This window comes from Halomonas gemina (assembly GCF_023554995.1).
Lineage (GTDB): Bacteria > Pseudomonadota > Gammaproteobacteria > Pseudomonadales > Halomonadaceae > Halomonas > Halomonas gemina.
This window is the reverse complement of the sequence record NZ_JAMJPK010000003.1, coordinates 385585-399325: the sequence shown is the minus strand read 5'-3', so window position 1 is coordinate 399325 and position 13741 is coordinate 385585. Positions and strand designations below refer to the sequence as shown.

Sequence of the window (13741 nt, the reverse complement as noted above, 5' to 3'; positions counted from 1 at the left end):
TATTTTCCACATAATATTGACGACCCGGGTCAGCGTGCCTAGTCTCTGTATACAGAAATATTTTCCAAAAATAACAACTCCTCACAGGAGGAAGCGTCATGACCCGCATGACTGCCGCTGAAGCCGCCGTTCACGTGTTGCGCAAGGAGGGCATCGAGGTCGCCTTCGGGGTGCCCGGTGCCGCCATCAACCCCTTCTATGCCGCGATGCGCAAGCTCGGTGGCATCGATCATGTCCTGGCCCGCCACGTCGAGGGGGCCTCGCACATGGCCGAGGGCTACACCCGCACGAAGGCCGGCAACATCGGGGTGTGCATCGGCACCTCCGGCCCCGCCGGCACCGACATGATCACCGGGCTCTACTCTGCCTCGGGCGATTCCATCCCGATCCTCTGCATCACCGGCCAGGCGCCCCGCGCCCGGCTGCACAAGGAGGACTTCCAGGCGGTGGATATCCAGGCGATCGCCGGCCCGGTCACCAAGTGGGCGGTCACGGTGCTCGAGCCGGCCCAGGTGCCGCGCGCCTTCCAGCAGGCCTTCCAGCTGATGCGCTCCTCGCGTCCCGGCCCGGTGCTGATCGACCTGCCTATCGACGTGCAGATGAGCGAGATCGAGTTCGATCCGGACACCTATGAGCCGCTCCCCACCTACAAGCCGGCCGCCAGCCGCGCCCAGGTGGAGAAGGCCTTGGGCATGCTCAACGAGGCCGACAAGCCGCTGCTCGTGGCCGGCGGCGGCATCATCAACGCCGATGCCACGGACCGGCTGGTCGAGTTCGCCGAGCTCACCGGGGTGCCGGTGATCCCCACCCTGATGGGCTGGGGAGCGATCCCCGACGACCACCAGCTGATGGCCGGCATGGTGGGGCTTCAGACCTCCCACCGCTATGGCAATGCGACCCTGCTCGCCGCGGACTTCGTGATGGGCATCGGCAACCGCTGGGCCAACCGGCATACCGGCTCGGTGGAGACCTATACCCGCGGGCGCACCTTCGTCCACGTGGACATCGAGCCGACCCAGATCGGCCGGGTGTTCGGGCCCGATTACGGCATCGTCTCCGACGCCGGGGCAGCGCTCGACCTCTTCCTCGAGGTGGCCCGCGAGATGAAGGCCGCCGGCCGCCTCAAGGACCGCACGGCCTGGGCGGCGGAGTGCCAGGAGCGCAAGCGTACCCTGCTGCGTAAGACCCACTTCGACGACGTGCCGGTCAAGCCCCAGCGCGTCTACGAGGAGATGAATAAGGCCTTCGGCCCCAACACTCGCTACGTCAGCACTATCGGCCTGTCGCAGATCGCCGGCGCCCAGTTCCTGCACGTCCATAAGCCGCGCCACTGGATCAACTGCGGCCAGGCCGGCCCCCTGGGCTGGACCATCCCGGCGGCGCTGGGGGTGCGGCGCGCCGATCCGGAGGCCGAGATCGTCGCCCTCTCCGGTGACTATGATTTCCAGTTCATGGTCGAGGAGCTGGCGGTCGGTGCCCAGTTCAAGCTGCCCTTCATCCACGTGCTGGTGAACAATGCCTACCTGGGGCTGATCCGCCAGGCCCAGCGTGGCTTCGACATGGACTACTGCGTGCAGCTCTCCTTCGAGAACGTCAATGCCGCCGAGCTGGGCGAGTACGGCGTCGACCACCTCGCCGTGGCCGAGGGGCTGGGCTGCAAGGCGATCCGCGTTACTGAGCCCGACAAGATCGCGCCGGCCTTCGCCGAGGCCCGCGAGCTGATGGCCGAGCATCGTGTGCCGGTAGTGGTCGAGGTCATTCTCGAGAAGGTGACCAACATCTCCATGGGCACCGACCTGGGCGGTATCAACGAGTTCGAGGCGCTGGCCGAGAACGTTGCCGACGCCCCTAGCTCCATCGCCGCCCTGCGCTGAGCCGCCCTTCGCTGAGGGGCAGGAGGCTCGCCGCCGGTGGGGTCCGGCGGCGAGCGCTCCGAGACGACAACTGAAACACACGAAAAGAGACAGGGAGATGCACATGGCCAAGTTTGCCGCCAATCTCAGCATGCTGTTCACCGAGGTCGACTTCCTCGACCGCTTCGAGGCCGCCGCCAAGGCCGGCTTCAAGGGTGTGGAGTACCTCTTCCCGTACGATTTCGAGGCCGCCGAGATCAAGCAGCGCCTCGACGACAATGGCCTGACCCAGGTGCTGTTCAACCTGCCGGCCGGCGACTGGGGCGCAGGCGAGCGCGGCATCGCCTGCCATCCGAGTCGCGTCGAGGAGTTCCGCACCGGGGTCGACCAGGCGATCGAGTATGCCCGCGTGCTGGGCAATACTCAGGTCAACTGCCTGGCCGGCATCAAGCCCGAGGGCGTCAGCGATGACCAGGCGCGCCAGACGCTGGTCGAGAACCTGCGCTTCGCCGCCGAGAAGCTCGAGGCCGAGGGCATCCTGCTGATCGCCGAGCCGATCAACACCCGCGACATCCCGGGCTTCTTCCTCAACCGCACCGCGCAGGCGCTGGCGATCTTCGACGAGGTGGGAAGCGACAACCTGAAGCTGCAGTACGACATCTATCACATGCAGATCATGGAAGGGGATCTGGCCCCGACCCTCGAGACGCACCTCGACCGCATCGCCCATATCCAGGTGGCCGACAACCCGGGCCGCCATGAGCCGGGCACCGGTGAGATCAACTATCCCTTCCTGTTCGCTCACCTCGATCGTCTCGGCTATGACGGCTGGATCGGCTGCGAGTACAAGCCCCGGGCGGGCACTCAGGAAGGCCTGTGCTGGCTGGACGCGGCCCGGTAAACACCGTATCGACACCCCAATGACAACTGGAGAGAGACCATGAGCAAGATCGGATTTATCGGCCTCGGCATCATGGGCCGCCCCATGGCGGGCCACCTGCTGGACGCCGGCCATGAACTGGTGACGGTCAAGCGCGGCCCCCTCGATGCCACCCTCGCCGACAAGGGCATGCGCGAGTTGGAGAACCCCGCCGCGGTGGCCGCCGAGGCCGAGGTGATCATCACCATGGTCCCGGACACCCCGGACGTCGAGACCGTGCTGTTCGGCGAGGGCGGCGTGATCGAGGGCCTCAAGCCCGGCACCCTGGTGATCGACATGAGCTCCATTGCTCCCCTGGCGACCCAGAACTTCGCCCGCTGCATCCACGAGGCCGGCGGCGAGTTCGTCGATGCCCCGGTCTCCGGCGGCGAGGGCGGGGCCATCAATGCCGCGTTGACGATCATGGTCGGCGCCACCGAGGAGGGCTTCGAGCGCGCCCGGCCGATCCTCGAGGTGATGGGCAAGACCATCACCCACATCGGCGGACACGGGGCCGGCCAGACCTGCAAAGTGGCCAACCAGATCGTGGTCGCCCTGACCATCGAGGCGGTCGCCGAGGGCCTGCTGTTCGCCTCCAAGGCCGGCGCCGACGTGGCCAAGGTGCGTGAGTCGCTGCTCGGTGGCCTGGCCCAGTCGAAGATCCTCGATGTTCACGGCGAGCGCATGATCAAGCGTACCTTCGATCCGGGCTTCAAGGTCAAGCTGCACCAGAAGGATCTCAACCTGGCCCTGGAAGGCGCGCGCAGCCTCAACCTCTCGCTGCCCGGCACCGCTAACGCCCAGCAGCTGTTCCAGGCCTGTGCCGCCCACGGCGGCGCCGACTGGGATCATGCCGGTATCCTGCGGGCCCTGGAGGCGCTGGCGGACCACGAGGTGGGCCAGGACTGAGGGCACCGCCCTCTGGACTGGTCGTGAGCTCTGCCCGCCGGCTGCTGTCCGAGCCGGCGGGCGACAGGGAGGTGACTGCTCCCTGACGGCAGGCGTCGGGTCGTCGCCTGCCGGATCGCCGCTGGCGATCCTTGCCCGGTGGTGGGTTCCCCCCTGAAGTACCCTCCCGTCACCGGGCTTTTTTCGTGAAGGAGACTCCCATGAACACACTCAGCCCCCAGGTCGCTCGTGGCGTGCTCGAGTCGCCGAGTGCCTGGCTTCGGCAGCTGGCCGAGACCCTGCGCGGCGCCGAGGGCATCCATGCGCTGGCCATCGACACCGACGGCATCGACGGCTCCGAGGACAATGCCGGGGCCCTGTTCGCGCCCGAGGACTGGGCGCGTGCCCGGGCCGGGGGGCTTGACCCCGTCGACTATCTGTCACGCAATGATGCCTATACTTTCTTCGCGGCCCTGGACGACCTGATCGTCACCGGGCCGACGCGCACCAACGTCAACGATTTCCGTGCCATCCTGCTACTGCCGAGGACCCCATGACCCATCCCCACCCTGCACCCCCCCACACCCCCATCCGTCGCACCAAGATCGTCGCCACCCTGGGGCCGGCCAGCGACCGCGAGGGGGTCCTGGAGGCGATGCTCGAAGCCGGCGTCGACGTGGTGCGCCTCAACTTCTCCCATGGCAGCCCCGATGACCATCGCCGTCGCCTCGAGCGGGTGCGCGCGATCGCCGACCGCCTGGGCAGGAGCGTCGCCGCCCTGGGCGACCTCCAGGGCCCCAAGATTCGTATCGCCCGCTTCAAGGAAGGCACGGTGGAGCTCGAGGAGGGCCAGTCCTTCATCCTCGACATGGGCCTGGGCAGCGATGAGGGCGACGCCCGCCGCGTCGGCTGCGACTACAAGACCCTGGCCGACGACGTTGCCCCCGGCGACCGCCTGCTGCTCGACGACGGCCGGGTGGTGCTCGACGTCAACCGGGTCGCCGACCACCTGATCCACACCAGCGTGGTGGTGGGCGGCACCCTCTCCAACAACAAGGGCATCAACAAGCAGGGCGGCGGCCTCTCGGCCCCGGCCCTCACCGACAAGGACAAGGCCGACCTGGAGACCGCCGTGGCGATCGGCGTCGATTACCTGGCGATCTCCTTCCCGCGCAGCGCCGCCGACATGCAGGAGGCCCGCGAGCGGCTCGGCGAGGCGGGTGCCGAGATCGGCCTGGTGGCCAAGCTCGAGCGCGCCGAGGCGGTGGCCGACGACGCCACGCTGGACGCCATCATCGAGGCCTCCGAGGCGGTGATGGTGGCGCGCGGCGACCTCGGCGTGGAGATCGGCGATGCCCAGCTGATCGGCACCCAGAAGCGCATCATCAAGCACGCCCGCACGCTGAATCGCGCGGTGATCACCGCCACCCAGATGATGGAGTCGATGATCGAGTCCCCGCTGCCGACCCGCGCCGAGGTGTTCGACGTCGCCAACGCGGTGCTCGACGGCACCGACGCGGTGATGCTCTCCGCCGAGACCGCCGCCGGCGACTTCCCGGTGGAGACCGTCGAGGCCATGGACCGGGTCTGCCTGGGCGCCGAGCGCGAGCGGCGCATCCAGGAGTCCGGCCACCGCATCCACGAGGGGTTCTCGCAGGTCGACGAGACCATCGCGCTCTCCGCCATGTACGCCGCCAACCACCTTTCCGGGGTGGCCGCCATCGCCTGCATGACCGCCTCGGGCTTCACGCCGCTGATCGCCTCACGGATCAGCTCGGGGCTGCCGATCGTCGGCCTGGCTCACAACCCCATCGCCCAGCGGCGCATGGCACTCTACCGCGGGGTGGTCTCGCTGCCCTTCGACACCAGCGAGATGAGCGCCCAGGAGCTCAACGATCGCGCGCTGCAGCGGCTGGTGGAGCACGGCATCGCCGAACCCGGCGACCACGTCATCCTCACCCGGGGCGATCACATGAACGCCCACGGCGGCACCAATACCCTGAAGATCCTCGACGTCTCCCCGGCACATCGCCGTGCCTGAGGCAAGGATCCTGTATACAATGACCCTGTCTGATGGAGTCATTCCGCTCGCGGGATAAGACGCTGGCGGCAGGAACAGGCAGGGGGCAGCGCATGCACGAGTGGCAGGAGGAGGTGCTGGCCGAGGTCAGGGCCGGGAGTCGCATCAGCGACCGGGATATTGTCGATAAGGTGCGACGGGCGGTGCTGATGCAGCGCCTGCCGCCCGGCACCCGGCTGCCCGAGGTGACCCTCGGCGAGGTCTTCGGGGTGAGCCGCTCGGTGGTGCGCAAGGCCCTGACCCGGCTGGCCTCCGAGCATGTGGTGGACCAGCGCCCCAACCAGGTGGCGCGGGTCCGCGCGCCGAGCATCGAGGAGACCCGCGAGACCTTCGCGGCCCGCCGCCTGGTGGAGGGGGAGGTGGCCGCGCTGCTGGCGGGCCGCCTCGAAGCGGCCTCGCGGGACCGGCTCGCGGCACAGGCCCGGGGCGAGATCGAGGCCCACGGACGGGGAGACGAGCCGGCCCGCATCGAGCACTCCCTGGCCATCCACCACCTGCTCGCCGAGCACTCGCCCAACCGCGTGCTGGGCGCCATGCTCACCGACCTGATCCTGCGCACCTCCATCGTCATCGCGCTCTACAAGCGGCCGAACCTGGCCTCCTGCTTCCTGGAGGGCGATCACACGGCGCTGCTGGCGGCTCTCGAGCGGGGCGATGCCGAGGCGGCCCGGGAGGGCATCCGCCACCACCTGGAGAGCCTCGAGGCGCTGCTGGACCTGAGCCCCCGCGAGGCCAGCATCGACCTGATGGCGATCCTCGGGCGCTCCCGGGAGCAGGCCTGAGCGTCGCCCCGGCCTCGGACTGACCCGTATCACAGCCGCGGCGGGTTTCCCGGCCTCGCCTTGTCCCCCGGGGCACGCCTGGTCGACAATGCAGCGACCCTACCGCAATTCGGGAAATTCGCATGTTCTCTCTCCTGCGCTGGGCGCTGGTGGCCTGGCTCGCCCTGACGCCCACTGCGGCCCTGGCCGAGGCGCCCACCGTGGCCGCGGCCTCGGACCTGCAGTTCGCCCTGACCGAGGCCGCCGAGCGCTTCCAGAACGAGACCGGGCGAGAGCTGCGGCTGAATTTCGGCTCCTCCGGCAACTTCATGCGCCAGATCCGCCAGGGCGCCCCCTTCGAGCTCTACCTCTCCGCGGACGAAGCCTATGTGCGCACCCTGCACGAGGCGGGCCTGACCGAGGACGAGGGGGTGGTCTACGCCGTGGGCCGGCTGGCCTGGCTGCAGCCGGCCGGCCGTGACGGCCTGCCCCGTGACGACGACCCGCTGGCCGGCGTGCGCGAGGCCATCGAGGCCCATCGGGCGGGAGAGGGTCGGCCGCGCATCGCCCTGGCCAATCCCGAGCATGCCCCCTACGGCGTGGCGGCGCGCCAGGCCCTCGACCAGGCCGGGCTCTGGGAGGATTCGGCCCCGCTGCGCATCCTCGGCGAGAATGTCTCCCAGGCCGCGCGCTTCGCCCTGGCGGACGAGGCCCGCGGCGGCCTGGTGGCCTGGTCCCTGGCGCTCGCGCCGGCGCTGGCCGAGCGCAGCGAGCATGTGCTGATCCCCGAGACATGGCATGCGCCCCTGGTGCAGCGGATGGCGCTGATCGAGGGCGCCGGCGAGACCGCTCGCGCCTTCTATGCCTGGCTCCAGCAGCCGGCGGCCCGGGAGGTCCTGGCCGCGTACGGTTTCCGGCTGCCGGACGAGGACGCCCCTCGCTGATGGACTGGACGGCGCTCTCGGTCTCGCTGCGCCTGGCGGGGCTGACCTGCCTGCTGCTGCTGCCGCTGGGGCTCTGGCTGGGCCGCACCCTGGCGCTCTCGCGCTTTCGCGGCAAGCCGCTGTGCGAGGCGCTGGTAGCGCTGCCGCTGGTGATGCCGCCGACGGTGCTGGGCTTCTACCTGATGCAGGCCTTCGGCGTTCAGGCGCCCCTCGGCGGCTTCTGGCAGTCGCTGACCGGCAGCGGGCTCAACTTCACCTTCGAGGGCATCCTGCTCGCCTCGCTGGTGGCCAACCTGCCCTTCGCCGTGCAGCCGATCCAGCGCGCCTTCGAGTCGATTCCCCCCAACCTGCGCGAGGCGGCCTGGTGCAGCGGCCTCTCGCCCGGCCGCACGCTGTGGCGCATCGAGCTGCCGCTGGTGTGGCCGGGGCTGGTCTCGGCCCTGGCGCTGACCTTCGCCCATACCCTCGGCGAGTTCGGGGTGATCCTGATGGTCGGCGGGGCGATCGATGGCGAGACCCGTACCCTGGCCATCGCCATCTACGACCGTGTCCAGGCCTTCGACGAGACCGGGGCGGCGGTCATGTCGGCCATGCTGCTGCTGGTCTCCTTCCTGACCATCGGCGTGGTCTACGGCCTGGCAGGCCGCCGGAGGTGGCGCCGTGGCTGAGCCCGACCTGCCCGCGAGCCAGACCCGCCTGGCGGTCAAGCTGCAGCAGGCCGGGCCGATCCCGCTGGACGCCGACTTCCACTGCGAAGCCGGCGAGCTGCTGGCCCTGGTGGGCCCCTCGGGGGGCGGCAAGACCACCCTGCTGCGGGCCATCGCCGGGCTCTACCGGCCGGCGCGGGGTGTGATCCGCTGTGCCGGCGAGACCTGGTTCGATGCCGAGGCGGGGCACTCGCTGCGTCCCCAGCAGCGTCGCGTGGGGCTGGTATTCCAGGACTATGCGCTCTTCCCGCACCTCGATGCCCGCGCCAACGTCATGGTGGCCCTCGATCACCTGCCCGCCGCCGAGCGCGCTCCGGCCGCCGAGCGGTGGCTGGCCCGGGTGCGCCTCGACGGCCTGGCCGGCCGGCTGCCCGCCGAGCTCTCCGGCGGCCAGCGCCAGCGGGTCGCCCTGGCCCGGGCACTGGCCAGGAGCCCGCGGGTGCTGCTGCTCGACGAGCCCTTCTCGGCGGTGGACCAGGTCACCCGCCGGCGCCTGCAACGCGAGCTCGCCCTGCTGCGCGAGGAGATCCGGATCCCCATCGTGCTGGTCACCCACGACCTGGACGAGGCCGCCGCCCTGGCCGACCGGCTATGCGTGCTGCACGCCGGCCGCAGCCTTCAGCAGGCGCCGGCCGAGCAGCTCTTCCGCCGACCGGCGAGCCCCGAGGTGGCGCGGCTGCTCGATCGCCACAACGTCTTCACCGGCCGGGTGGAAGAGGGCGACGAGGGGCGTCGCCTGCACTGGGGCCCCTGGCGCCTGGAGGTGGCGGAAGGCCTGGCGGCCCTGGCTCCCGGGCAGCGGGTCAGCTGGTACCTGCCGCCCTCGGACGTGGTCCTGCATCGTCGCGGCCGCCCCTCGCGAGGCGAGCGCGAGAATCCGGTCCAGGGCCGAGTGGTGGAGATGGCGGTACTGGGCGGGATCAGCTCCGTGGCGCTGGCCTTCGATCACTGCGACGATACCCTGCGCTTCGAGCTCCCCACCCATGCGGCGCGCCGCAACGGCCTGGCCCGCGGCGAGGCGGTGGGGGTCTCGCTGCTGGCCGCCGGCATCCACCTGATGCCCGATGCCCCCGTCACCCATCCCGAGAGCTGAGGAAACCGCCATGATCGCCACCCGACGCCAGCTGCTGCTGGGCCTTGCGCTGCTCCCCGCCGCCTCCCTGCTGCCGCGGATCCTGCCCGCCGCCAGTCCCGATTCGGGGCCCGGCGTTGAGCCACAGACCGTCGAGACCGTCCCCGTGGTGATCCATGCCGAGCGGGGCCCCCAGCGGCTCGAGGTGGAGGTGGCTCGCACCATCCCCCAGCGCAGCCGTGGCCTGATGGAGCGCGACCAGCTGGCCCAGCGGTCCGGCATGCTGTTTCTCTACGACCGGCCCCAGTCCTCGCGCAACGGCTTCTGGATGTATCGCACGCGCATCCCGCTGGATATCGCCTTCATCGACGAGGCGGGTCGCATCGCCGAGATCCACCGCATGGAGCCGTGCGCGTCGTCCCGGCCGGGGGAGTGCCCGGTGACGCGCCCCGCGGTGCCCTATCGGGCGGCCCTGGAGGTCAATGCCGGTGCCTTCGAGGCGATGGGCGTGGCGGCGGGCGACTGCGTCAGCTGGCCGGGCGACGGCGGGCTCTGCGGCGAGGTGCCGGCGGAGTGAATCAGCCCGCGGGGCGGCGGGGGCCGAGGCGCAGCACGATCAGCGCCAGGCCGGCGATGACCAGGCCGCCCCCGGCGAGCTTGTGGGGGCCCAGGCTGTCGCCCATCAGTGCTGCCCCCAGCAGCACGGCCAGCACCGGCATCAGCAGGGTCAGCGGCACCACCCGGTTGACCGGGTGGCGACGCAACAGGCCATACCAGAGGCCGTAGGCCACGATGGAGGACATCACGGCGGTGTAGAAGACCGCCCCCCAGCCGGCCCAGCCGGCCTCGGCCAGCGCCTGCCACTGGCCCTGCTCGAACCACCAGGAGCCCAGCGCCACCTGGGGCGTGGCGAACAGCGCCACCCAGCCCGCCAGGGCCATGGGCGAGACGTCGGGCCCGCGCTTGATCAGCAGCTGCGAGACGGCCCAGCCCAGGGCGCTGGTCAGCAGCAGGAACGTCGGCAGGGGCGCGGGCAGGGTGGGCCCGCCGGCGAGCACCGCGACCCCGGCGAAGGAGAGCACGAGGCCGGTCAGCCGTCGGGGGCCGAGGCGCTCCTTGAGGAACACCACGGCGAGCAGGGTGGCGAAGGGCGTGCCCATCTGCACCAGCAGCGCGCCGGTGCCGGCCTCGGCCTGGCCCAGGCCGATGAACAGCAGGGCGAAATGCAGCGAGCCGAAGGTCAGCGAGAGCAGCAGCAGGAAGGGCAACTGGTGTCGTGCCACCGGGTGGAAGGGCACCAGCAGTCCCGCCACCAGGGCGAAGCGCAGCGTGGTCAGCAGCAGGGGCGGCAGTTCCGCCACGCCGAGCTTGATGACGATGATGTTCAGCGCCCAGATGACAATGACGGCGAGGCCCAGGGCCAGGTCACGGAGCGGCACGGCGCCTCCTCGAGGGATGGGGAAACGACGCAGCATAGCAAGTGCGTTGAACCCGGGGACAGGGCAGGGCGGCGGCCTGCCTTGCATGAACATGGGATGACAGGGCATCTTGAGGTTCGCGGCGTCGATGATGCCCCAGACAACAACGCCGGGCAGGTTGCCGCAAGGACCTGCCCCGAGCCCGATACTGCAAGGACACGCCATGAACTCGTCTCGTCACCTGACCCGGCTGGCCGCCCTGGCCGGAGTTGCCGCCATCTCTCTCTCGCTGTCCGTCTCTTCCGCTCAGGCCCGCGAGCTCTCCGTCTCCACCGTGCTCCCCGACGCCTTCCCCTGGGGCCAGGCCGCCGAGAAGTGGGCCGAGCTGGTCGCCGAGCGTTCCGACGGCGAGCTGACCCTGCGGGTCTACCCCAACTCCCAGCTGGTCAACGGCGACCAGACCCGGGAGTTCTCGGCCATGCGCTCGGGCCTGATCGATGCCGCCGTGGGCTCGACCATCAACTGGTCACCCCAGGTGCCGGAGCTCAACCTCTTCTCGCTGCCGTTCTTCATGGCCGACCTGGACGCCGTGGATGCGGTGACCGGCGGCACGGCCGGCGAGATGGTGTTCGACGCCATCGAGTCCCGCGGCGTGGTGCCGCTGGCCTGGGGCGAGAATGGCTTCCGCCAGCTCTCCAACTCCCGGGGACCCATCGACGAGCCGGCCGACCTCGACGGCCTGAAGATCCGCGTGGTGGGCTCGCCGCTGTTCCAGGACACCTTCACGGCGCTGGGCGCCAACCCCACCCAGATGAGCTGGGCCGACGCCAAGCCGGCGCTGACCACCGGGGCGGTGGACGGCCAGGAGAACCCGCTCTCGGTCTTCGACGTGGCGCGCATCGACCAGGTGGGCCAGGAGCACCTGACGCTCTGGAACTACATGAACGACCCGCTGGTCTTCGCGGTGAACCAGCAGGTCTGGGACTCCCTCTCCGAGGAGGAGCGCACCCTGCTGCGGGAAGCCGCCCAGGAAGCCGGCGCCTGGGAGATAGAGATGACCCGCGAGGAGGAGCCCGAGCGCCTGGCGGCGATCCAGGAGCGCGGCGTCACGGTCACCGAACTCGATGAGGCGCAGCACCAGGCCTTCGTCGAGGCCACCGAGAACGTCCTCGACGAGTGGGAGCCGCGCATCGGTAGCGAGCTCGTCGAGGCGGCCCGCGCCGACATGCAGGGCGAGTAAGCTCCCCTGGCGCCCGTGCCATCGGCCCCGAAAAGGGGCCGATGGCGTTTTCCACCCCATGACGCCGCGACACCCATGAAACGTCCCGACGCAAGACTCGAGCGCCTGCTGGCGACCCTGGCGATCCTGATCATCGGCCTGATCAGCCTGGCCAATGTGCTGGTGCGCTACCTCACCGGCGGCTCCTTCGCCTTCACCGAGGAGTTCTCGGTGTTCCTGCTGGTGGTGCTGACCTTCGCCGGCGCCTCCGTGGCGCTGCGCCGCAACGGCCATATCCGCATCGGCCTGCTGGAGCGTGCCCTGCCCGGGGCCGCGCGCCAGGCCCTGATCCTCTTCCAGGGCGCTTGCGGGCTCGTCGTGCTGGGGCTGATCACCTGGTACGGGGCCAGGATAACCTGGCAGGAGCTCCAGTGGGGCTCGCTCTCCCCGGGACTGGGGCTGCCGCAGTGGTGGTACCTCGGCTGGCTGCCGCTGCTCTCGGGACTGATGCTGCTGCGCCAGCTGCAGCAGACCTACGACCGCCTGCGCGGGAGGCTCGAGGATGAGTCCTGATCTGTGGATGCTGCTGGCCTTCGCCGGGCTGCTGGTCGCCGGGGTGCCGGTGGCCTTCTCGCTGGGCCTGGCCGGCGCCGCGGGGATACTGGCCGGGCTGTCGCCGGCCATGCTGGCCACACTCGGCACCAACACCTACAACAGCATCGCCAAGTACCCGCTGATCGCCATCCCGCTGTTCATCCTCACCGGCCTGATCTTCGAGCGGGCCGGGGTGGCGGCGCGGCTGGTACGCTTCGCCCAGGCGCTGATCGGGCCGCGCCATGGCGGCCTCGCCCTGGTGGCGGTGCTGGTCTGCATGATCATGGGCGGGATGAGCGGCTCGGGCCCGGCGGATGCCGCCGCGGTGGCCATGGTGATGCTGCCGAGCATGACCCGGGCCGGCTATCCCCGGCCCTTCTCGGCGACGTTGATCGCCGCCTCGGCCTCCACGGCGATCCTGATTCCGCCCTCGGTGGCGCTGATCCTCTACTCCATCGTAGTGCCGGGGGTCGACCTGCGGGCGCTGTTCGCCGCGGGCCTCTTCCCGGGCATGCTTGCCGGGCTGGCACTGCTGGGGCCGGCGCTGCTGGTCTCGCGTCGCTATGGTTGGGAAGGTGGCACCCCCGTGGAGGGGGCAGAACGCCCCCGGGTGGGGGAGAGCTTCAAGCAGGCGCTGCCCGCGCTGTTTGCCCCGGTGCTGATCCTCGGCGGGCTGCGCAGCGGACTCTTCACCCCCACCGAGGCGGCCGTGGTGGCGGTCGCCTACGGCGCCCTGGTGGGGCTCTTCCTGACCCGGGAGATGAGCTGGCGGGATCTGTGGGGGCTGCTCGGCGAGGCGGCGGTGATCTCGGGGGTGGTGATGCTGATCATCGCCCTGGCCGGCATCTTCGCCTGGGCCGGCACCATGCTTGGCACCTTCCGTCATCTGGCGGAGTGGATCGTCGGGCTCTCCGACAGTGGCCCACTGCTGCTGGTGCTGATCATGCTGGCGGTGCTGGTGGCCGGCATGCTGCTGGATGCCATCTCCATCTACTTGATCATGATGCCGATCCTGATCCCGGTGATGCAGCACTTCGGCTGGAACCCGGTGTGGTTCGGCATCCTGCTGGCGATGAACATCGCCATCGGCCAGTTCACGCCGCCGGTCGCGGTGAACCTGATGGTGACCACCGAAATCGCGAAGGTTCGCCTGGAGCAGACCCTAGGCTGGGCGCTGCTGTTCGTGGCGGCCATGGCGGGCGCGCTGGTGCTGGTGGCGGTGTTCCCCGAGATCGCCCTGTGGCTGCCGAGGGTGCTGGGCTACAACCTGGGATAGGGTCTTTGAC

At 70.1% G+C, this 13741-nt stretch carries 14 protein-coding genes; 13 read left to right on the top strand and 1 reads right to left on the bottom strand.

The genetic code is table 11. The features are described 5' to 3' along the window. Window positions 1-98 precede the first annotated feature (98 nt). From gcl to M8009_RS08495, 10 genes are all read left to right on the top strand, one after another. Window positions 99-1874 (top strand): glyoxylate carboligase, encoded by a 1776-nt coding sequence (gcl, locus tag M8009_RS08540; RefSeq protein WP_250060398.1) that lies wholly within the window; start codon window positions 99-101, stop codon window positions 1872-1874. Window positions 1875-1977: 103 nt separating this feature from the next. Beyond that, window positions 1978-2754 carry a hydroxypyruvate isomerase gene (hyi, locus tag M8009_RS08535; protein ID WP_250060397.1) on the top strand — a complete coding sequence of 259 codons (777 nt, stop codon included), beginning with the start codon at window positions 1978-1980 and terminating at the stop codon, window positions 2752-2754. Between the two features lie 39 nt (window positions 2755-2793). Next, on the top strand, window positions 2794-3681 hold the full coding sequence (locus tag M8009_RS08530; RefSeq protein WP_250060396.1) for a 2-hydroxy-3-oxopropionate reductase: 888 nt from the start codon (window positions 2794-2796) through the stop codon (window positions 3679-3681). A gap of 200 nt (window positions 3682-3881) precedes the next feature. Next, window positions 3882-4217, top strand: coding sequence for an MOFRL family protein (locus tag M8009_RS08525; protein WP_347709838.1), 336 nt, complete (start codon window positions 3882-3884; stop codon window positions 4215-4217). After that, a complete protein-coding gene (pyk, locus tag M8009_RS08520; RefSeq protein WP_250060395.1) occupies window positions 4214-5701 on the top strand; it encodes a pyruvate kinase in 1488 nt (495 codons plus the stop codon). Before M8009_RS08525 ends, pyk begins: the two co-directional genes overlap by 4 nt. 92 nt (window positions 5702-5793) lie before the next feature. Next, window positions 5794-6522, top strand: coding sequence for a GntR family transcriptional regulator (locus tag M8009_RS08515; RefSeq protein ID WP_250060394.1), 729 nt, complete (start codon window positions 5794-5796; stop codon window positions 6520-6522). A 122-nt stretch (window positions 6523-6644) separates the two neighbouring features. Then, window positions 6645-7445 (top strand): molybdate ABC transporter substrate-binding protein, encoded by an 801-nt coding sequence (modA, locus tag M8009_RS08510; RefSeq protein ID WP_250060393.1) that lies wholly within the window; start codon window positions 6645-6647, stop codon window positions 7443-7445. Then, window positions 7445-8113 (top strand): molybdate ABC transporter permease subunit, encoded by a 669-nt coding sequence (gene modB / locus M8009_RS08505; protein ID WP_250060392.1) that lies wholly within the window; start codon window positions 7445-7447, stop codon window positions 8111-8113. Before modA ends, modB begins: the two co-directional genes overlap by 1 nt. Further along, entirely contained in the window at window positions 8106-9245 is a 1140-nt protein-coding gene (locus tag M8009_RS19075) for an ABC transporter ATP-binding protein (protein ID WP_347709837.1), read from the top strand. The genes modB and M8009_RS19075 overlap by 8 nt, the downstream gene beginning before the upstream one ends. Before the next feature lie 10 nt (window positions 9246-9255). Next, complete coding sequence (locus tag M8009_RS08495) at window positions 9256-9801, top strand: DUF192 domain-containing protein (RefSeq protein WP_250060391.1); 546 nt, start codon at window positions 9256-9258, stop codon at window positions 9799-9801. Window position 9802: 1 nt separating this feature from the next. On the opposite strand, the gene M8009_RS08490 is transcribed toward M8009_RS08495, so the two are convergent. Continuing rightward, the gene (locus tag M8009_RS08490) at window positions 9803-10663 is read right to left on the bottom strand and encodes a DMT family transporter (protein ID WP_250060390.1); all 861 of its coding nucleotides are present in this window, start codon (window positions 10661-10663) and stop codon (window positions 9803-9805) included. A gap of 202 nt (window positions 10664-10865) precedes the next feature. Here M8009_RS08490 and M8009_RS08485 point away from each other — a divergent pair, with 202 nt between their 5' ends. The 3 genes from M8009_RS08485 to M8009_RS08475 all read left to right on the top strand — a co-directional run bounded on the left by M8009_RS08485 (window position 10866) and on the right by M8009_RS08475 (window position 13731). Beyond that, on the top strand, window positions 10866-11882 hold the full coding sequence (locus tag M8009_RS08485) for a DctP family TRAP transporter solute-binding subunit (protein WP_250060389.1): 1017 nt from the start codon (window positions 10866-10868) through the stop codon (window positions 11880-11882). A gap of 75 nt (window positions 11883-11957) precedes the next feature. Next, window positions 11958-12434, top strand: coding sequence for a TRAP transporter small permease (locus M8009_RS08480; RefSeq protein WP_250060388.1), 477 nt, complete (start codon window positions 11958-11960; stop codon window positions 12432-12434). Further along, window positions 12424-13731, top strand: a complete 1308-nt coding sequence (locus M8009_RS08475; protein WP_250060387.1) for a TRAP transporter large permease — start codon at window positions 12424-12426, stop codon at window positions 13729-13731. Before M8009_RS08480 ends, M8009_RS08475 begins: the two co-directional genes overlap by 11 nt. Window positions 13732-13741: the final 10 nt, after the last annotated feature.

Coding starts and splice junctions, on each gene's coding strand:
- gcl (WP_250060398.1), top strand. CDS start 99: ATGACCCGCATGACTGCCGCTGAAGCCGCCGTTCACGTGTTGCGCAAG.
- hyi (WP_250060397.1), top strand. CDS start 1,978: ATGGCCAAGTTTGCCGCCAATCTCAGCATGCTGTTCACCGAGGTCGAC.
- M8009_RS08530 (WP_250060396.1), top strand. CDS start 2,794: ATGAGCAAGATCGGATTTATCGGCCTCGGCATCATGGGCCGCCCCATG.
- M8009_RS08525 (WP_347709838.1), top strand. CDS start 3,882: ATGAACACACTCAGCCCCCAGGTCGCTCGTGGCGTGCTCGAGTCGCCG.
- pyk (WP_250060395.1), top strand. CDS start 4,214: ATGACCCATCCCCACCCTGCACCCCCCCACACCCCCATCCGTCGCACC.
- M8009_RS08515 (WP_250060394.1), top strand. CDS start 5,794: ATGCACGAGTGGCAGGAGGAGGTGCTGGCCGAGGTCAGGGCCGGGAGT.
- modA (WP_250060393.1), top strand. CDS start 6,645: ATGTTCTCTCTCCTGCGCTGGGCGCTGGTGGCCTGGCTCGCCCTGACG.
- modB (WP_250060392.1), top strand. CDS start 7,445: ATGGACTGGACGGCGCTCTCGGTCTCGCTGCGCCTGGCGGGGCTGACC.
- M8009_RS08495 (WP_250060391.1), top strand. CDS start 9,256: ATGATCGCCACCCGACGCCAGCTGCTGCTGGGCCTTGCGCTGCTCCCC.
- M8009_RS08485 (WP_250060389.1), top strand. CDS start 10,866: ATGAACTCGTCTCGTCACCTGACCCGGCTGGCCGCCCTGGCCGGAGTT.
- M8009_RS08480 (WP_250060388.1), top strand. CDS start 11,958: ATGAAACGTCCCGACGCAAGACTCGAGCGCCTGCTGGCGACCCTGGCG.
- M8009_RS08475 (WP_250060387.1), top strand. CDS start 12,424: ATGAGTCCTGATCTGTGGATGCTGCTGGCCTTCGCCGGGCTGCTGGTC.